The 18,833-nt window shown below is 39.0% G+C and carries 15 protein-coding genes and 1 other RNA gene; 10 read left to right on the forward strand and 6 right to left on the reverse strand.

The features are described 5' to 3' along the window. The first annotated feature begins 410 nt into the window (after positions 1-410). Together ACFIMG_RS06270 and ACFIMG_RS06275 are read left to right on the forward strand one after the other, a co-directional pair. Positions 411-1,721, forward strand: coding sequence for an MFS family transporter (locus ACFIMG_RS06270; protein ID WP_375678599.1), 1,311 nt, complete (start codon positions 411-413; stop codon positions 1,719-1,721). Between the two features lie 653 nt (positions 1,722-2,374). Continuing rightward, a complete protein-coding gene (locus tag ACFIMG_RS06275; protein WP_375632342.1) occupies positions 2,375-3,682 on the forward strand; it encodes an MFS transporter in 1,308 nt (435 codons plus the stop codon). Between the two features lie 68 nt (positions 3,683-3,750). On the opposite strand, the gene ACFIMG_RS06280 is transcribed toward ACFIMG_RS06275, so the two are convergent. Continuing rightward, entirely contained in the window at positions 3,751-4,056 is a 306-nt protein-coding gene (locus ACFIMG_RS06280) for a DUF2853 family protein (RefSeq protein ID WP_375618238.1), read from the reverse strand. A gap of 97 nt (positions 4,057-4,153) precedes the next feature. Here ACFIMG_RS06280 and ssrA point away from each other — a divergent pair. The 5 genes from ssrA to ACFIMG_RS06305 all read left to right on the forward strand — a co-directional run bounded on the left by ssrA (position 4,154) and on the right by ACFIMG_RS06305 (position 8,154). After that, positions 4,154-4,510: a transfer-messenger RNA gene (ssrA, locus tag ACFIMG_RS06285) on the forward strand. A 179-nt stretch (positions 4,511-4,689) separates the two neighbouring features. Further along, complete coding sequence (locus ACFIMG_RS06290) at positions 4,690-5,241, forward strand: SspB family protein (RefSeq protein ID WP_375612012.1); 552 nt, start codon at positions 4,690-4,692, stop codon at positions 5,239-5,241. An 8-nt stretch (positions 5,242-5,249) separates the two neighbouring features. Further along, complete coding sequence (locus ACFIMG_RS06295) at positions 5,250-5,432, forward strand: DUF4169 family protein (RefSeq protein WP_375612011.1); 183 nt, start codon at positions 5,250-5,252, stop codon at positions 5,430-5,432. 10 nt (positions 5,433-5,442) lie between these two features. Next, positions 5,443-5,694 (forward strand): ribbon-helix-helix domain-containing protein, encoded by a 252-nt coding sequence (locus tag ACFIMG_RS06300; RefSeq protein WP_375612010.1) that lies wholly within the window; start codon positions 5,443-5,445, stop codon positions 5,692-5,694. Positions 5,695-5,814: 120 nt separating this feature from the next. Then, entirely contained in the window at positions 5,815-8,154 is a 2,340-nt protein-coding gene (locus tag ACFIMG_RS06305) for an ATP-dependent helicase (RefSeq protein ID WP_375678600.1), read from the forward strand. A gap of 56 nt (positions 8,155-8,210) precedes the next feature. Here the strand turns inward: ACFIMG_RS06305 and ACFIMG_RS06310 are convergent, their stop codons facing one another. Beyond that, positions 8,211-8,840: a DapH/DapD/GlmU-related protein gene (locus ACFIMG_RS06310; RefSeq protein WP_375678601.1), complete on the reverse strand. Its 630-nt coding sequence runs from the start codon at positions 8,838-8,840 to the stop codon at positions 8,211-8,213. Positions 8,841-8,976: 136 nt separating this feature from the next. Here ACFIMG_RS06310 and ACFIMG_RS06315 point away from each other — a divergent pair, with 136 nt between their 5' ends. The 3 genes from ACFIMG_RS06315 to ACFIMG_RS06325 are packed head-to-tail and all read left to right on the forward strand — an operon-like array spanning position 8,977 to position 12,304. Continuing rightward, complete coding sequence (locus tag ACFIMG_RS06315; RefSeq protein WP_375678602.1) at positions 8,977-9,558, forward strand: SCO family protein; 582 nt, start codon at positions 8,977-8,979, stop codon at positions 9,556-9,558. A 27-nt stretch (positions 9,559-9,585) separates the two neighbouring features. Further along, complete coding sequence (locus tag ACFIMG_RS06320) at positions 9,586-10,455, forward strand: 50S ribosomal protein L11 methyltransferase (RefSeq protein ID WP_375678603.1); 870 nt, start codon at positions 9,586-9,588, stop codon at positions 10,453-10,455. Positions 10,456-10,477: 22 nt separating this feature from the next. Continuing rightward, a complete protein-coding gene (locus tag ACFIMG_RS06325; RefSeq protein ID WP_375678604.1) occupies positions 10,478-12,304 on the forward strand; it encodes an aminopeptidase P family protein in 1,827 nt (608 codons plus the stop codon). Positions 12,305-12,908: 604 nt separating this feature from the next. On the opposite strand, the gene ligA is transcribed toward ACFIMG_RS06325, so the two are convergent. The 4 genes from ligA to lpxC all read right to left on the reverse strand — a co-directional run bounded on the left by ligA (position 12,909) and on the right by lpxC (position 18,784). After that, complete coding sequence (gene ligA / locus ACFIMG_RS06330) at positions 12,909-15,068, reverse strand: NAD-dependent DNA ligase LigA (RefSeq protein WP_375678605.1); 2,160 nt, start codon at positions 15,066-15,068, stop codon at positions 12,909-12,911. A gap of 111 nt (positions 15,069-15,179) precedes the next feature. Then, positions 15,180-16,841, reverse strand: a complete 1,662-nt coding sequence (gene recN, locus ACFIMG_RS06335; protein ID WP_375678606.1) for a DNA repair protein RecN — start codon at positions 16,839-16,841, stop codon at positions 15,180-15,182. 6 nt (positions 16,842-16,847) lie between these two features. Continuing rightward, the gene (locus ACFIMG_RS06340) at positions 16,848-17,741 is read right to left on the reverse strand and encodes an outer membrane protein assembly factor BamD (protein WP_375612003.1); all 894 of its coding nucleotides are present in this window, start codon (positions 17,739-17,741) and stop codon (positions 16,848-16,850) included. A gap of 158 nt (positions 17,742-17,899) precedes the next feature. After that, the gene (lpxC, locus tag ACFIMG_RS06345; protein WP_375678607.1) at positions 17,900-18,784 is read right to left on the reverse strand and encodes a UDP-3-O-acyl-N-acetylglucosamine deacetylase; all 885 of its coding nucleotides are present in this window, start codon (positions 18,782-18,784) and stop codon (positions 17,900-17,902) included. Between the last annotated feature and the right edge of the window lie 49 nt (positions 18,785-18,833).

The raw sequence follows: 18,833 nt of genomic DNA on the forward strand, positions 1-18,833 counted from the left end.
GCTATCATTATACTTTTGACGAACTCTTAATATTGTACTCCCCCTTAACACTTAAGCTCATTCATAAAAAGTATTTTAACAGATACACCAACCTCGCATGAAATAGTCAATAACATCATTTTACGAAACAACATCAAGCATATAAACTAAAGAGTATCATATCTTCATAAACACTCTGCATATGCAAATAATTCACAATCAAACAAAAAATAATATTTCCTTAAGGATAGTAAAAAGCGTATGATTTACGCAATGTAACAACACCATGAGCCCAAAACACCACTGATAGCTCTAGAAAAAATCTTTATGTTTCCCTAAAAAATTATCATGATACAATGGCGTTTTTATAATGCACATCGTAAATAGCTTTAAAAAGAAGAAAAGTTATAAATCTAAAAGGGGAATACTTCATGAATAATCAAACAACTTTAGATCCACATGATACAAGGAAACGTATTTTTGCTATCATATCCAGCGCATCAGGAAATCTGGTAGAATGGTACGACTTTTATGCTTACTCCTTTGCATCGGTTTATTTTGCATCACAATTTTTTCCTGAAGATGAAGATATTGTTACACAACTGTTAAAAACGGCAGGAATCTTTTTTATTGGCTTTCTTATGCGTCCAATTGGAGCATGGCTCTTTGGATACATTGCGGATCGTTATGGACGTAAACGCTCAATGCTTATTTCTGTTTTTATGATGTGTGGTGGCTCTTTTCTCATTGCCATACTTCCCACTTATAAAACCTTGGGAATAACAGCAGCGTTTCTTCTCCTTTTAGTCCGTATGTTTCAAGGACTTTCCGTTGGCGGTGAATATGGTACAGCAGCAACTTATATGAGCGAAGTTGCACCCAAAAATCGTCGCGGGCTCTTTGCTTCTTTTCAATATGCAACAACGATCTCAGGTCAACTTCTCGCAAGTTTTATAATATTTATTTTAGCCATTTACCTTAACGAGGATCAGTTAAAAGCATGGGGATGGCGTATTCCCTTTGTCATTGGTGGCTTTGGAGCAATCGTTGCAATTTATCTGCGTAGTTTGCTCCATGAAACAACAACCCACAAAAGCCGCTCTGAACAACACGCTGGTAGTCTTAAAGAACTTTTTCGCAATCATAAAAAAGCTTTCTTTTTGGTTGTTGGCTTTACAGCTGGTGGATCTCTCACATTTTATACATACACCACTTATATGCAAAAATATCTGATCACAACCACGGGCTTTGATAAACAAACCGCAACAACGATAATGACTGCCGCCCTCTTTGTTTTTGTGCTACTCCAACCTCTTTTTGGTTCCCTAGCCGATAAAATTGGAGCAAGAGCTTCACTCATTAGTTGGGGGGCATTATCCATTATCTGCACCATTCCTGTACTTAAAATGATCGGTAATGCCCATAATCCATGGACAGCACTCTTAATTATTATTGGAATACTCTGTGTTATGAGTTTTTATACGTCCATTGCTGGTATCATAAAAGCAGAATTGTTCCCTGCTTCAATCCGAGCAATTGGTGTTGGATTTGCTTTTGCCATTGGCAACGCACTCTTTGGCGGTTCTGCTGAATATGTAGCGCTTGGATTAAAAAATATGGGATACGAATCTGTTTTCTTTTTTTACATCGTTGGTATGATGGTCATTGCACTCATCTCTATTCTTCTTATGCCCGATATAGATAAAGGAGGATATCTCAATAAAGACGATAGACTTCATTAAACTTATTTTCTGGATAAAAAAAGCCCAAGAAATTGGGTTTTTTTGATCTCCTCTCCACCCTAATAAAGAACGAAAAGCCCGCCCCGCATTCGTCTTACAAACAACTCAGTTTCTCTTAAATTGTCTATAGTTACTGCCCTCTTTATGTAATTTACTTGATAAGATTCTATAGGCAAGCCCTACCCTAAATATTTATCATGATATCTGAAAAATACCTCATACAGAAAACCTTATCTGAGCCTTACCTCCCCCTCCTAAATAATGATGTGTGGTGATACAACAAGATAAGCAAGGACACAAAAATCCCCTTTTACATTACTTAAGCTTTTTGAAATATTTTCAGTTTTTGGGCTTTCTGCTCATAAAGACCATCTCTTCTATGATCTTCCGGTATGATTCCAATAATTGCATTCTTCTCATAAAGTTTAAGTATCTTGATCTACTTTTCAATGTTCTCTCCCTTTAAATGCAACGTAATAACTTTTTATTCTATAACACAAGTAAAAATCTTAAAACGAATAACAACATAACTCTAATAAATCATCTTAAAGAGTTTCCCTAAGAAATTGTTATAATACCATTGAATTTTTCTGGAAATCATAAACAATTATGTTTAGAAAATATGAACTACAAATCCAAAAGGGGAACAATTCATGAAAAATGAAACAACTTCAGCATCACAGGATGCAAGAAAACGTGTTTTTGCTATTATAGCAAGCGCATCAGGAAATCTCGTAGAATGGTATGATTTTTACGTGTACTCATTTGCATCAATTTATTTTGCATCACAATTCTTTCCCTCCGATGGTGATACGATTACGCCACTGTTAAAAACCGCAGGTGTGTTTTTTATTGGCTTTCTTATGCGCCCTATTGGAGCTTGGTTTTTAGGGTTTGTCGCCGATCGTTATGGACGTAAACGCTCGATGCTTATATCCATTTTTATGATGTGTGGTGGCTCTTTTTTCATCGCCATACTTCCCACCTATGAAACCTTAGGAGTAACATCAGCAATCCTTTTACTTTTAGCTCGGATGATGCAAGGACTTTCAGCAGGTGGTGAATATGGTACAGCAGCCACTTATATGAGCGAAGTTGCCCTCAAAAAACATCGTGGGCTTTTTGCTTCTTTCCAATCTGCCACCCTTATTACAGGTCAACTTCTTGCCAGCTTCATTATATTTATTCTAGCATCTTATCTCTCTGAAGATCAGTTAAAAGCATGGGGATGGCGCATTCCTTTTGTAATTGGTGGTTTCGGGGCAGTGATTGCGATTTATCTGCGTCGTTCTCTCCACGAAACAACCACGAAAGAAAGCCGCTCTCACAAACACTCTGGCAGTCTTAAGGAACTTCTCACCAAGCATACAAAAGCCGTTGTCGTAATTGCATGCTTTGCATCAGGAGGATCACTCACATTTTACACCTTTACGACTTATATGCAAAAATATCTGATCACAACCACCGGCTTTGATAAACATACCGCAACAACGATTATGACAGCTGTACTATTTATTTTCATCCTATTCCAACCCATAGCTGGTATCATAGCCGATAAAATTGGAACAAAAACTTTACTTATCATTTGGAGTGTACTCTCTGTCATCTTTACATTTCCTGGACTCTGGATAATCGGTAATACGCATAGTATATGGGTTGCCTTTTCCGTCATTATTGGCTTGCTCTTCATTATGAGCATGTATACATCCATCTCTGGTGTCGTCAAATCAGCAATGTTTCCCTCTTCAATACGCGCATTAGGCGTTAGCATCTCTCATGCCATTGGCAACGCCTTATTTGGTGGTTCTGCTGAATACGTTGCGCTTGGATTAAAAAAGTACGGTCATGAATCTCTCTTTTATTTTTATATAACCGTCGTGATGATCATGGCATTCATTGCTCTTCTCTTTGTCCCGAGTATGCGTAAAGGAGGCTACCTCCAAGAGGATGAAAAACATTAACCCTTTTTATCAACGAAAAAGCCCAAGAAATTGGGCTTTTTTTATCATTATCACAAATTTAATATTGTTTAAATTTTATGAAGTGCATTAAGTTGCTTAGCAACTAGATAATAAAAAGTCATACGACTTTTTCTACGCTCTCCAGACATCATCTCAGCCACTTTTGAAACAGCCATTTTAGCACTCTTCTCATCGGCTTCTAAAACATCTTGAACCCATTTTTCAACACGTTCTAACTCTTTTGGATCCGATGTAGCAACAAGCGCTGCATCCTGCTTTTTCATCACTAAAGCTAAACGACGGCTAAGTCGTTCTACTGCTGCTTCATCGGGATTTGAATCATATAGTTTAATATCTGCTAAATTATTTGTCATTTTGCATCATCTCCTCTCCAAAAATGAGCGGACTATACTTTACAGCCGCATCATATAGCTCCATAAATAATTAGAGGATTAAAAATATTAACAACCCCCCCTTTTCCTAAGACTGTTCTTCATCTATATTTGGAGGGCTGGTTTACCAGCTATGGTAATAAATGGACGGTGAAATAAACCTATTGGACCCGGGGGCGGTACCCGGCGCCTCCACCAAAATATAAGAAACCAAAATTATATTTTGGTGGGGGCGAAATAGGATCGACAAGGGTGTAAAGATCGCTCTTTTACTCGGCATTGTACCACCGTTATCGGGCTAAATGAGTAGTTGCAAATGACAACTATGCGGAAGCACGTCTCGCCGCTTAAGGTGGTGTGAATGTTTCAATTTAAGTCTTAAACCGTCGCAGGTTTAAGCGGGGTTCGGAGGCACCTGGCAACAGAAGCCTTCACTTTTTTAAATGTTGTTGATTGATCTTTCAGACATTATCAGACATTATTTACCATAGAGTTTCGTATTTATTCGATTTATTGAGGTGCATCGTAGAAAAAATCTGCTAATTTAAAATATATTCTGTCACACAATATCAATACGCCCCATTCTGCTACGTGAAATAAAAGGAATAAACTTCGATGGTTAAAGATCAAATCCGTTACGATATTCTCGTTCAGGATGCGCTTCGTGGAGTTATCCGTAAAGTTTTATCGGAAGTTGCCAAAGCAGGTCTTCCGGGAAATCATCATTTTTTTATAACTTTTTTGACAAATGCCCCAGGCGTTAAAATTTCTCCTCGGCTAAAAAATCGCTATCCCGAGCAAATGACAATCGTCTTACAACATCAATTTAGAGATCTCAGTGTTTCAGAAACAGCTTTCGAAGTAACCCTCTCTTTCAGGGAAATAACCGAAAAGCTCGTGATTCCTTTTACTTCCATTCAGGTCTTTTATGATCCTGTAGCAGCATTTGAAGCAGCATTTGATCTGCCCTCAAATCTGACCTCTGGAGAAAGTGAAAATTCAGAAAATACCTCAACTACGCCTATTACCTTATCAAACAAACAAAAAAAAGAAAATACGCTTACAAAAGAACAAAATCTCAGTACAAATAAAGAACCTTCAAATAACGATGCAAAACAAAATCAAAGTGCTGATGTTGTCTCTTTAGATTCCTTTCGGAAAAAATAATTTTTCTCATGACTGAATTGATTAATCTTCGCCAATTTCGAAAACAAAAAAAACGTACAGAAAAATCTCTTTGTGCTGAGCAAAATCGTTATCGTTTTGGACGAACAAAAACTGAAAAAAATTTTGAGCAGCAAAAATCTTTAAAAATGCAAAAATTTCTTGATCAAAATCGTTTGCGAAACGACGAATAAAGGTGGAAAAATGCACGAAAATAATTCTATCGATTGGTCAAAAGTCATTCCACGAAAGATATCTGTTCGCGTTGATGGACACGCAACAAGCGTCTCTTTAGAACCACCATTTTTAGATATTCTAAAAGATATAGCCCGCAAAAAAGGACAATCTTTAGCCTTTATTATTACCGATATTGATAGCAAAAGACCACAACAAGTAAATCTTTCGGCTTCGTTACGCGTTTATGCCCTTCAAAGCGTTCTCACCCAAAGCCTTTAATGTTTGTGCTTATTTTTTTACGTTCTCTTTCTGTCTGTTCAACTGAAACTGTTGTGACTTTTTAAGAGAAGTTTTTTTAATCTAGAACTTCAATAAAAAAAAGACTACAAAAGAGAGATAATGAGTAATTTTTCTGATCATACCATACCTTTCTTTGAAGAAGATTCCCCTCCAGACCATGATAAGAAGAGCTCTGGTTTTTTCTCCCATACTCTAAAAGAACAAAAATCATATAACACAGACTATTTAGAACAACTCAATCCAGAACAGCAACAAGCTGTTATGAATACTGAGGGACCTCTTTTAGTTCTTGCAGGTGCTGGTACAGGAAAAACACGCGTTTTAACAACCCGTATTTCTCACATTTTACGCTCTGGACTTGCCTCTCCTCAGCAAATACTTGCTGTCACTTTCACCAACAAAGCAGCACGTGAAATGAAAATACGTATTGGTGAACTTATTGGAGAAGTTGTTGAAGGTATGCCTTGGCTTGGAACCTTTCATTCCACTGGAGCTAAAATTTTACGCCGTCACGCAGAGCTTGTTGATTTAAAAAGAAACTTTACTATTCTCGATAGCGATGATGTTCTTCGACTTTTAAAACAACTTATTCAAGCTGAAGGATTAGACGATAAGCGTTGGCCCGCACGAAACCTTGCCATGATGATTGATTCTTGGAAAAATCAAGGACTCTCACCAACACATATCTCAAAAAGTGATGCTCATTCCTTTGGTAATGGCATGGGACGTGAACTTTATCACAGTTATCAAAATCGATTAAAAGATCTTAATGCTTGTGATTTTGGTGACCTTCTACTTCATTCTATCTCTATCTTCCAACATAATCCAGATATCCTTCGCGAATATCATTCTCAATTTCGTTATATTCTCGTCGATGAATATCAAGATACAAATACAGCACAATATCTTTGGCTTCGCCTTTTGGCCCAACATCCTCAAGGTCAACATGTTAATCTTTGTTGTGTTGGCGATGATGATCAATCCATTTATGGATGGCGTGGTGCAAAAGTCGAAAACATATTACGTTTTGAAAAAGATTTTCCTTCTGCTAAAATTATTCGTCTAGAACGCAATTATCGCTCAACATCTCATATTCTCAAAACCGCCTCCCATCTCATTGCGCATAATGAAGAAAGACTGGGAAAAGTCCTTTTTTCTGCTCAAATAAAGAGCGAGGAAGAAAAGGTAAAAATTCATTCAGCATGGGATTCGGCAGAAGAAGCACGAGCAATTGGAGAAGAAATCGAACGCGCACAACAAACCGGTCATGCATTAAATCATATGGCTATATTGGTACGCGCATCATTTCAAATGCGTGAATTTGAAGATCGCTTTGTAACGCTTGGCCTTAATTATCGCGTCATTGGTGGTCCTCGTTTTTATGAGCGAATGGAAATACGTGATGCCATGGCTTATTTACGCGTTGTTGTTCAACCCACTGATGATTTAGCTTTTGAGCGTGTTATTAATACACCGAAACGCGGCATAGGAGATGCAACCCTGCGCATTCTTTATGAGAGTGCACGTGCACGTGCTGTTCCTCTCTTTTCTGCTGCCGCTGACATCATTGAAACAGATGAATTAAAGCCTAAGGCACGCAGTGCGTTACGAAGCCTTATTGAAAACTTCCGCCGCTGGCAAAATATGCTTCAAGACACTCCTCATAGAGAACTTGCCGAGATCGTCCTTGATGATTCTGGTTATACAACCATGTGGTTAGAAGATCGTTCACCAGAGGCTCCTACAAGACTAGAAAATCTTAAAGAAATGATTCGTTCCATGGAACAATTTGAAAATCTTCAAAGTTTTTTGGAACATGTTGCACTCGTTATGGAAACGGAAAATAATGAAAATATGGATGCAGTCAACATCATGACACTTCATTCAGCCAAAGGGCTTGAATTTGAAACAATTTTTCTTCCAGGTTGGGAAGAAGGACTCTTTCCCCACCAGCGCTCATTAGATGAAGGTGGACGTTCAGGATTAGAAGAAGAACGGCGTCTTGCTTACGTAGGTCTAACAAGAGCAAAAAAACATTTGCATATATGGTTTGTATCGAATCGAAGAATTCATGGACTTTGGCAACCTGCTCTTCCCTCCCGTTTTCTAGATGAATTACCAGAAGAACATATAGAAGTTGTAGAAATGGAAACATCCTATGGTGGTTATGGAAAATCTTCCTTTCAACATCACGATTCCTTTTATAGTGACTATGCAACAGCAAGACAAAAGCGTGCACAAAAAAACAAGAATATTGAAGGGAAAGTTATCTCTCAATCGATCTCTCATGCACCTTCAGATTTTTCTGTCAATGATCGGATTTTTCACATAAAATTTGGTTATGGTCATATTACAGCAATAGACGATCATAAATTGACAATAATGTTCGAAAAAGCCGGAGAAAAGCGTGTACTAGACAATTTTGTAAACAAAGCTTAATTACAAGTAAACCACGATCAGTTTTTTCAAGAAACCACTTTATTTTATTCTGAATGTCATTTCCATTTACGAACAAAGGCTTCAATGGGCAAATTTTGCATATCAGGCAATGCGTTGTGAATTTTATCAAGCGGCCAATCCCACCAAGCCATATCTAAAAGGCATTCTATCACATGATTGGGAAAACGCATCCGCAACAGTTTAGCAGGCACCCCAACGACAATCGTATATGGCAAAACATCTTTCGTTATAACAGCGTTCGCGCCAATGATAGCGCCATGACCAATTGTCACCCCAGGCATAATAACCGCACCATATCCAATCCACACATCATGCCCAATAATAACACGTTTTGCACAACGCCTTTCACGAAAACCACTATCTAATGCCATATAACGAAAATATTCGTTTGGACGATAGGTTATTTTATGCGTTGAAACGCGCTCCATAGGATGCTCCAACGCATTCATCCGTACATGAGATGCAATAGAACAAAAACGCCCAATATCGCTATAAATAGCCTCACTATTACGCTCTAAATAAGAAAAATCTCCAACGGTTACATCCCGTAAAATCACCCGCTCATTAATTTCCACATAGCGCCCTAATTTACAACCATGCAGCCGCGCTGTCGTATGGATACGAGGTTTACTTTCATGAAATCGAAGATCTTTCTCAATATTCATACATCTTTCACCAATGTTTCATCAATAGATATGGAAAGACATACCAACCAAACCAATAAAATCAACCGTGAAACAAACATTGCAAAACAAACCTGCCAATGTTACAATTTCTCGATCTATCTAAGAGAGTCAAACTATGAAAAATGTAATACGCATCTTGGGGCTGACAATCATATTTCTTGCAGGTGTTTTTGGTTATGATACGCTGACAAATAAGCCTTTAGGTGATAACTTTACTCTCACTGATTCTAATGGAAAAAATATTACTGAGGCTGATGTTCGAAGCAAGCCTTCAATAATTTTTTTCGGCTTCACTATGTGTCCTGAAAGCTGCCCTACCACACTGATGAATCTTGATCGATGGCTTACAGCCCTTGGTCCTGAAGCTGATAAATTAGGTATATGGTTTGTGACTGTTGATCCTGAACGTGACACACCAAAAGTACTCCATGATTATCTCAGTAATTTTAACAATAAAATTGTTGGCATTAGTGGAGATCCTGATAAAGTTCATAAAATGGTCAATTCTTTCAACATCGTTGCTGAAAAAGTCCCTGAAACAGATGGAAACTATACATATAACCATACAGCAGCAATTTTTTTACTCAAAAAAGGTGGAAAATTAGCTGGCGTTATCCGTTATGACACGAAAGAAAGCGATAACGAATTAAAAGATGAAATCGCCATTGAACGGTTAAAAAAACTCATCTTAAACTAAAAAAAGCCGATCAAAAGAAAGAACAGCATGTCGCAACAAATTCGCCTCTATTATACTGCTTCTAAAAATGAAGCAGAACGGTTCTATACCCTTATAGAAACAGCCTTTGACGAAGAAGGTTATCCTCTTGCTCTTACAGAGATAGATGAACAAAATGCTGTATATGAGCTTTCTCTATATGTCGATCAAGACAATCAAGAGAACGCATTGAAACGTTTTGCCAAAATTCTTTCTATAGATTTTGATAAAATTAATATGGAAGTTTTACCCAACATTGATTGGGTACAAAAAAGCCTAGAAGGACTAAAACCTGTGCAAGCCGGTCCTTTTTTCCTTCATGGAAGTCACAACCGAAACGCCATTCCAGCAAATGTTCTCCCTATTGAAATTGAAGCTAATCAAGCTTTTGGCACCGGACATCATGGAACAACAGCCGGTTGTTTAGAAATGATTGCCAAAGTCATGAAACACGAAAATCCAAAAAATGCCCTTGATCTTGGTACTGGGAGCGGTGTACTAGCCATTGGCATAGCAATGCTCAAACCAATTACTGTGCTTGCATCCGATATTGACCCAATTGCTGTTCAAGTTGCACAACACAATATCGAATTCAATGGTGTCAAGGAATATATTACAGCTATTACAGCAACAGATTTTTCCCATGATGCAATTGCATCACGAACCCCTTTTGATCTCATCGTTGCCAATATCCTTGCTAATCCGCTTATTGAACTTGCGCAAGAAGTGGTAACGGCACTTCAAAAAGGGGGATCACTTATACTCTCTGGAATTCTTGAAGAACAACATGCCCATGTTTTGGAGACTTATATAAAACAAGGACTGAAGCATATCGAAACATACCACCGGCAAGGATGGGTTACGATACACCTGAAATAAAATAAAAGAAAAGGACGTCGTTATGTATCAATCTTTTGAGGCGACAACAAATCCTGCTTATGCAGCAGAACGCATTTCTTGCCTTCGTAAAGAACTCGATCACCTTGGACTCGATGGTTTTCTTGTTCCGCGGTGCGATGAACACCAAGGAGAGTATGTCCCTCCTCATGCTCAACGCCTTAGCTGGTTAACCGGCTTTACTGGATCAGCTGGGATTGCACTGATTTTAAAAAACAAAGCCATCATATTTACAGATGGGCGATATAAGCTCCAAGTTCGCCAACAAACTGATCCTGATATTTTTAATTATGAAGATCTCATAACTTGTCCTCCCTCACAATGGCTTGAAAAAAATGGTCAAAAACTTTCTATTGGCTTTGATCCATGGCTCCACACGATTGCTGCCACCGATGCATTAAAAAACGCATTAGAAATGAAAGCAGGTGGAAAACTTGTAGAAGTTCAACATAATCCCATTGATCTGCTCTGGCATGATCAACCAAAATTACCACAATCTGCCTTATCAATTCACCCTCTCAAATATGCTGGGTGCGATACAGATGAAAAACTCGCTTTGATTTACAAAGATATACAGCAAACTCATGCAAATGCTTTTATTTTTACAGACCCCTCTTCCATTGCATGGACATTCAATATACGGGGCAATGATGTTTCCAACACGCCTTTTTCCCTTTGTTTTGCTCTCATTCCACTTAACAAAACACCAGCTTTATTCATTGACAGCAAAAAACTTGGTGTAGAACAGAAACAATATCTAGAACGTTATGCAAAATTATATGAACCAGAACAGCTTATTCCCAAGATCAAAGAGTATGTTCAAAAAGGGACAGTGTTTGCCTTAGATCCACAGCTAACATGCGAAAAATTACGAACTGTTATTGAAGAAAAAAATAGCTTTTTTATCACACTTACCGATCCTGCTGCTCTACCACGTGCCATTAAAAATGACACAGAACTCAATGGCGCACGCAAAGCGCATCTACGCGATGGTGTTGCCCTAACCCGTTTTTTTTCTTGGTTAGATAAACAAATACCAGGGTCAATAAGTGAAATTTCTGCTGCTCAAAAATTAGAAGAATTTCGCATAAATACAGCAAAAGAAATGGGAGAAAAACTTAAAGATCTTTCTTTTGATACAATTTCAGCAGCAGGAGAAAATGGTGCCATTATTCATTATCGTGTAACAACGCAAACAAATAAACAACTCAAAGCCGGTGAACTTTACCTCGTTGATTCAGGTGGACAATATCGTGATGGCACGACTGATGTCACACGCACCGTAGCAATTGGGAATATTGGAGAAGAAGAAAAACGCTGTTTTACGCTTGTCCTCAAAGGCATGATTGCTCTTTCAACTATCAGATTTCCAAAAGGCACACGAGGACAAGACCTTGATGCTCTTGCACGCATTGCATTGTGGAAAGCTGGTTTTGATTATGCCCATGGCACCGGTCATGGTGTTGGATCTTATCTTTCTGTCCATGAAGGACCGCAAAATATTTCTCGCAAAGGGTGCCAAGAACTCATCTCCGGTATGATTCTTTCAAACGAGCCAGGCTATTACCGCGAAGGCGCTTTTGGTATCCGTCTTGAAAATTTGATGATTGTGAAGCCAGCACAAAAAATTGATGGCGGAGATATAGAAATGCTCTCGTTCGAAACACTCACACATTGCCCCATTGATCGACGGTTAATCCTTCCAGAGCTTTTGACACAAGAAGAACGACAATGGCTCAATGATTACCATGCGCGCGTTTATCAGATGAATGCACCTTACTTAAATGAAGAAGATAAAAAATGGGCAAAAGAAGCAACAATGCCCCTTTAAATGAAGCAACCTATAACTTTTACCCTTTCTACAAAACACTACACCCTTCTCTTTTAAAGAGAGAAGTGCGAATTTACCATCAGCAAACACCAAAAATGCTTCTATGAAATACTTCAAGTTTTTTTGCCGATACGGCAAAAGCCTTCCAAAATTGAAACAGAACGGGATACACTCGCAAAAGATCATGCTTATCAATTATCCTCCACCATCTCCACATGAGTTATAGCCTTATTCTGCTATATAGAAATTTTCATTATATTTTGTAACCCTCCGCGTCGCATTTCTAAAACGCCCATTATAACCAACTTATTACGCCGTTTAGATTCAAAAATTCTGCATATTTATTTACAATTTTTACCTTGCTTCACAATGATAATTTATAAATTTTACTAATAATAACCTTGTATATTCTTCATCATAATAGTTTAAGTTTAATATTTAAGTTCAACGTTAATTATTTTAAATAACGTAATAAATATTAAAATATATGGCGCTCTGTTTTTGCAAAAAACAGCCCCTATTATCCCCCTTTTTGATTTCATCCCCCAAAAAATGTAAGAGAGATAATCATACAAACAGCATACGATCTTCTAGAAAACATCCTCTAAACATTATGTTTCTCAATTAGCTGTAGCCAAGCCTCTTCATCAATAACCTCAACACCTAATTCCTCAGCTTTAGCCAATTTGGAGCCCGCTCCAGGTCCTGCAACAAGAAGATCTGTTTTTTTAGAAAGTGAACCAGATGTTTTAGCCCCTAATCGCTCTGCCAATGCTTTTGCTTCATCGCGTGACATATGCGCCAAAGTTCCTGTAAAAACAATGATCTTCTCCGCTATAGGTGAAGAATCTGCTATGATAGGCTCTTCATCAAGAGGAGTTACTTCTTCAAGCAAAACAGATAAAATCTCACGGTTATGCTCTTCTTGATAAAAATCAACAATTGCGCTCCCTACCTGTGGTCCAATTCCTTCGATATTGGTAAGCTCTATCCAAGCCTCATTTCCTTCTTCATTTTCCTTATCACATGGCATAAATGCTTCCATAGCCGCAGTCTCAAAAGCTGTATAATTTTTATAAGCACGTGCAAGGCGACGTGCATTCACTTCGCCAACATGACGAATCCCCAATGCAAACAAAAAACGGCTCAAAGGAATTTCTCGACGCGCATTAATGGCATCATACAATTTTCGCACTGAAACAGTACCAAAACCTTCCATATTTTCCAAACGTATCAAAGACTTTTCTTGGCGCCGTTGTAAAGTAAAAATATCGGCTGGTGTATGAATACAAAGCGCCTCATCTTGAACATGGAAAAAGAATTCCACTTGTTTTTTCCCAAGTCCTTCAATATCAAAGGCATTGCGTGAAACAAAATGACGAATACGTTCAATCGCTTGTGCAGGACAAATAAGCCCACCGGTGCATCGACGCACGGCTTCTCCCACTTCACGAACAGCATGACTCCCACAAGCTGGACAAAAATGAGGAAAAATAAAAACAGCAGCATCTTTCGGGCGTTTTTCAATGACAATATCAACAATTTGAGGGATCACATCACCAGCGCGTTGTACAATCACGGTATCGCCTACACGGATATCACGCCCTTCACGAATGGGCTCTCCTTTATGACCAATTCCCTTAATATAATCCTCATTATGCAAACTGGCATTGGTCACCACCACCCCACCAACAGTAACAGGTGTAAGGCGTGCAACAGGCGTCAAAGCTCCCGTACGACCGACCTGAATGTCAATATCTTCCAAAAGCGCCATTGCTTTTTCTGCTGGAAATTTATGCGCTATTGCCCAACGCGGCGAACGAGCAACAAACCCCAAACGCTTTTGGAGCATCAAATCATTAACCTTATAAACAATACCATCAATATCATAGCTTAAAGAATGACGGCATTCTTCGATATCGTGATAATAGCAAATAATGTCTTCTACTGTCTTAAAGACTTTTGTTAATGGATTGATAACAAAGCCATACTCTTTTAGCTTTTTCATCATCTCCATTTGACTTTCTGCCAATATTTCACTCACCTCACCACAAGCATAAGCAAAAAATTGAAGTTTTCTGCTAGCAGTTATCCGTGAATCAAGCTGACGGAGAGAACCAGCCGCCGCATTTCGAGGATTGGCAAAGGTTAACTTGCCCTTCTCTTGTTGGCTGATATTTAGTGCTTGGAAATCCTCCCGCCCCATATAAACTTCACCACGCACCTCAATAATATCAGGAAAATCACCTTGCAAAACTTGTGGAATATCAGCAATTGTTCGGGCATTTGCCGTCACATTTTCACCGACAGTTCCATCCCCACGCGTTGCCGCACGCACAAGCTGCCCCTTTTCGTAGCGCAAAGACAAAGATAAACCATCAATTTTTGGCTCCGCTGTTATTTCCAACACTTGTGTTTCTGGAAGCCGTAAAAAACGACGAATACGCTCAACAAATTCAGTAACATCTTCAGAGCTAAACGCATTATCAAGTGAAAGCATAGGCTGTGCATGAACAGATTTTTCAAATTTTTCAGAAATTGGTGCTCCAATTTTATGTGAAGGAGAATCAATACGTATAAGTTCTGGAAAAAGAGCTTCAATTTCTGCATTACGACGACGTAAAGCATCATATTCTGCATCAGAAATTTCAGGCTGATCATCACGATTATAAAGCACATCATGACGTGCAATCTCTTTTGCCAACCACTCTAATTCACGTTCTGCTTCAACAGCTGTGAGATTTTTATCTGCATCTTTGTTCATAAAATCTATTCCAAATTACAAGCGCTGTCACAAGGGCCTCCCACGCCTCCTTATCAAGTGAATCTCAATAAATATAAGCTTTCCAGTATTTTTATCGCTGACTAATTACCTTTATGCGAGAAGCTTTTGAGCCGCTGCACGCGCTTCTTCAGTAATCTGTTCTCCAGCCAACATACGGGCAATTTCTTCTGCACGCTCATGTTCTTTCATTTTATGAATCGCAGTAACAAAGCGTCCTTTATCATGACTCTCAATTTTTGAAATAAGAAAATGACCATGCGCTTTCGATGCAACCTGTGGAGCATGCGTAATAGCGAAAACTTGGACATGTTCTGATAAGCGTTGCAACCGTTGCCCAATAGCCGCTGCAACAGCCCCCCCAACGCCTGTATCAACTTCATCAAAAATCAGCGTCGGTGCTGATCCTCGATCAGATAAAACAACTTTTAATGCCAGCAAAAAACGGGATAATTCACCGCCAGAAGCCACACTAAGCATCGGCCCAGCACGTGTTCCAGGATTTGTCCGCACCCAATATTCAATACGATCACATCCCTCTGCACTCCGCTTTTCCATATCACTTTGCATTTCAACAATAAATTCAGCCCTCTCTAACTTCAATGCCGGCAACTCAGCCATAACACTTTCAGATAAATGCTTTGCTGTCTCCCGACGCTTTATTGTTAAGGCTTGCGCCAATGTATCATAATTTTTCTTTGCCTGCTCTGCCTCATCTTCAAAACGTGTCAATATGGTCTGAGCCTCTTCAAAGTCAGCCAGTTCAGCATCCATTTTATCGCGTAACTGAACCAATTCATCCGCAGAAACTTGATATTTACGAGCAAAACCCCGAAGAGCAAAAAGACGCTCTTCTATCCGTTCCAATTCATCAGGTTCAAAATCTAATGCTCGTATTGCCGTCTCAATACCTTCTTGTGCTGTTGCAAGTGCATGCAATGCCTCATCAATAGATTTCACCACTGGTGCAATAAGTTCTTGCGCCTCAGGAATTTTCCGCTCCAAACGCCTCACCAAATTAGAAAGTACTGGGATTGGTGATTTTTGACCCGTTAAAAGATCATCCGCTTCTTTAATATCTGTCGCTATTTTTTCTAATTTAAGCATATCAGCACGACGAAGAGAAAGAGCTTCCTCTTCACCAACTTTAAAATCAAGCTTTTCAAGCTCTTCTACACACGCACGAAGATAATCAACCTCCCGTACAGCACTCTCTACTTTAAGACGCTGCCGTTGCAAACGCTCCTCAAATTCACGCCATGTGTGATAACACTGACGCAAATTTTCCACTTCATCTTCAAGACCACCAAAGGCATCTAATAATTGGCGATGTGTAGCAACATCAACAAGCGCACGATCATCATGTTGTCCATGGATTTCAACCAGCAAACGGCCAACACTCCGCATCAATGCAACACTAGACACCTGATCATTGATAAAAACACGGCTACGTCCATCACTTGATTGCACACGTCGTAAAATAATATCACCCTCATCATCAAGACCATTCTCACGAATAAGTTGACGTGCAGGATGTGAAACAGACACATCAAAAACAGCTGTGACCTGCCCGCGGTCAGCCCCATGACGCACAAGCGAAGCATCACCCCGCCCCCCTAGAGCAAGTGATAAAGCATCAAGGAGAATAGACTTCCCCGCACCCGTTTCTCCAGTTAAAACCGTCAACCCCGCTGTAAAATGAATATCGAGCGTTTCGATCAAAACAATATTATGAATCGAAAGCTGTACCAACATAGAGAATCAACGTACCCTCTTCTTGTCACCACCTAAAGCATTTGAGATCCAAGAAGATTTATGCTCACGTGGTGATATTTTATTCTTCTGCAAGAGATTATAAGAAAATTTATACCACTCACTTTTGGGATAATTACGTCCTAAAATAGCTGCTGCCGTCTGTGCTTCCGCCGTTAAGCCGAGAGCAAGATTAACCTCAGTCAAGCGGAAAAGCGCTTCTTCAATTTGATTTGTATCAGAATACTCTTCAACCACGGTACGAAACCGTCTACTTGCCGCAAGGTAACGCCGCCCCTCTTCATAATAACGGCCAATCTGCATTTCTTTACCAGCCAGCTGTTCGCGACCAAAACGGATTTTATCCTTAGCATCCTTGACATACTCAGAATTAGGATAACGCTCTATAAGAAGCTGCATAGCAGCAATAGCACGTTTCGTATCACGTTGATCACGTGTAACATCAGGAATCCGACGGAAAGAAGAAAGACCAATAATATAGTACGCATAAGCCGAGTCAGTCGACCCTGGATAAAGAGTAATATAGCGTTGAGCCATACTAATTGAATCATCATACTTTCCGAGTCGATAATTAGTAAAAGCACCCATGACCAAAGATTTACGCCCCCAGTCTGTATAAGCGTACTGTTTTTCAATCTTCAAAAACTTCTTCGATGCATCCCCAAGACGCCCACTTTCAAGGCTAGCAAGCGCCTGATTATAGAGAACATCTGGTGGCTCTATTTTCAAAACATAAGCAGATGGATCAAGGGTATTTTTCTCTTTAAAGAGACATCCCGCTAACATACAGGTGCTTCCTAAAAGTACCACCCCCAATATCTTGCGTACAATGTTAGATTTTCTATATGTCATATTTCCAATGCACACATGAGATTTTTTCATAGTTTTTCCGGCCTCCAGAGAATATCACCTTGTAGCAAAAACAATTTATTAAAGTTTTTATACCATATCACTTTAAAATCCACATAACCAATTTAGCAGTTTAGGTCAATCATCCCCTTAAAAATCAAATAAACGATAAAAAAATCTTGCCAATTTTTTTACTTTTTCTCTAAAAAGCTCTTTTCATAATATGATTCGTCTGCCAAAACAGCCTTCACCAATTGCGCATTAATTCTATGCCCACTACAATAAGAACGAAATAATCCAATAAAAGGTGCCCCAAGCAAAGCAGTATCACCAATCGCATCAAGCATCTTGTGCCGAACACATTCATTCTCCCAATAAGGACCATCGGGATTTAAAATTTTATCATTAAGGTCGATAACAAGAGAATTTTCCAAAGAAGCGCCTCTCGCCTTTCCAGAAAGCCTTAATTCTTCCACGTCTTTGATAAAACCAAAAGTGCGCGCACGTGACAAATCATCCCTAAACCCTCGTGTGGTAAGATCAAAACTGAAATGTTGCTTACCAATAGCAGAAGAAGGAAAAGAGATCGTTATATCAAAACGACGTCCATCGAATGGCAAAAGCTCTGCAACACCATGAGCTCCTTCAACTCGCACCGGCTTTTTTATAATGAAATAAGAACGCAACGCATTTTGCTGTACAATACCAACATCTTCAAAAGCTTGGCAATATAGCCACGCTGAACCATCCAAAATAGGAATCTCATTATGTGACACTTCAATAATAAGATTATCCAAATTATAAGCAGCAATTGCCGCCATCAAATGTTCAATTGTTTCAACCCTTACATCTCCATCTCCAAGTACTGTCGATAATTCAGTTTCTCCTGTTTGCGATGCATGGGCTTGAAATATTTTCTCTGTTCCGTCTAATCCACAACGCTTAAAAACAATACCACACCCAACATCCGCTGGACAAACCTTTACCACTGACAAACAGCCACTATGAACGCCAATCCCCTTAAATGTTACTGCTTTTTTAAGAGTAGACTGATATTTTGGTACTAAATTCATCATATCATTTTATTAAATTGCTTGTACATCTTTTAACAAAATTTATAAAACT

The organism is Bartonella sp. AP11XZML, assembly GCF_042196445.1.
In the GTDB taxonomy this organism is placed as follows: domain Bacteria; phylum Pseudomonadota; class Alphaproteobacteria; order Rhizobiales; family Rhizobiaceae; genus Bartonella.

Bases quoted from the DNA above. Each gene is read 5' to 3' on its own strand.
- lpxC (WP_375678607.1), bottom strand. From the start codon at position 18,784: ATGATGAATTTAGTACCAAAATATCAGTCTACTCTTAAAAAAGCAGTA.
- ACFIMG_RS06340 (WP_375612003.1), bottom strand. From the start codon at position 17,741: ATGAAAAAATCTCATGTGTGCATTGGAAATATGACATATAGAAAATCT.
- ACFIMG_RS06300 (WP_375612010.1), top strand. From the start codon at position 5,443: ATGCACGAAAATAATTCTATCGATTGGTCAAAAGTCATTCCACGAAAG.
- ACFIMG_RS06310 (WP_375678601.1), bottom strand. From the start codon at position 8,840: ATGAATATTGAGAAAGATCTTCGATTTCATGAAAGTAAACCTCGTATC.
- ACFIMG_RS06325 (WP_375678604.1), top strand. From the start codon at position 10,478: ATGTATCAATCTTTTGAGGCGACAACAAATCCTGCTTATGCAGCAGAA.
- ligA (WP_375678605.1), bottom strand. From the start codon at position 15,068: ATGAACAAAGATGCAGATAAAAATCTCACAGCTGTTGAAGCAGAACGT.
- ACFIMG_RS06280 (WP_375618238.1), bottom strand. From the start codon at position 4,056: ATGACAAATAATTTAGCAGATATTAAACTATATGATTCAAATCCCGAT.
- ACFIMG_RS06295 (WP_375612011.1), top strand. From the start codon at position 5,250: ATGACTGAATTGATTAATCTTCGCCAATTTCGAAAACAAAAAAAACGT.
- ACFIMG_RS06315 (WP_375678602.1), top strand. From the start codon at position 8,977: ATGAAAAATGTAATACGCATCTTGGGGCTGACAATCATATTTCTTGCA.
- ACFIMG_RS06320 (WP_375678603.1), top strand. From the start codon at position 9,586: ATGTCGCAACAAATTCGCCTCTATTATACTGCTTCTAAAAATGAAGCA.
- ACFIMG_RS06290 (WP_375612012.1), top strand. From the start codon at position 4,690: ATGGTTAAAGATCAAATCCGTTACGATATTCTCGTTCAGGATGCGCTT.
- ACFIMG_RS06305 (WP_375678600.1), top strand. From the start codon at position 5,815: ATGAGTAATTTTTCTGATCATACCATACCTTTCTTTGAAGAAGATTCC.
- recN (WP_375678606.1), bottom strand. From the start codon at position 16,841: ATGTTGGTACAGCTTTCGATTCATAATATTGTTTTGATCGAAACGCTC.
- ACFIMG_RS06270 (WP_375678599.1), top strand. From the start codon at position 411: ATGAATAATCAAACAACTTTAGATCCACATGATACAAGGAAACGTATT.
- ACFIMG_RS06275 (WP_375632342.1), top strand. From the start codon at position 2,375: ATGAAAAATGAAACAACTTCAGCATCACAGGATGCAAGAAAACGTGTT.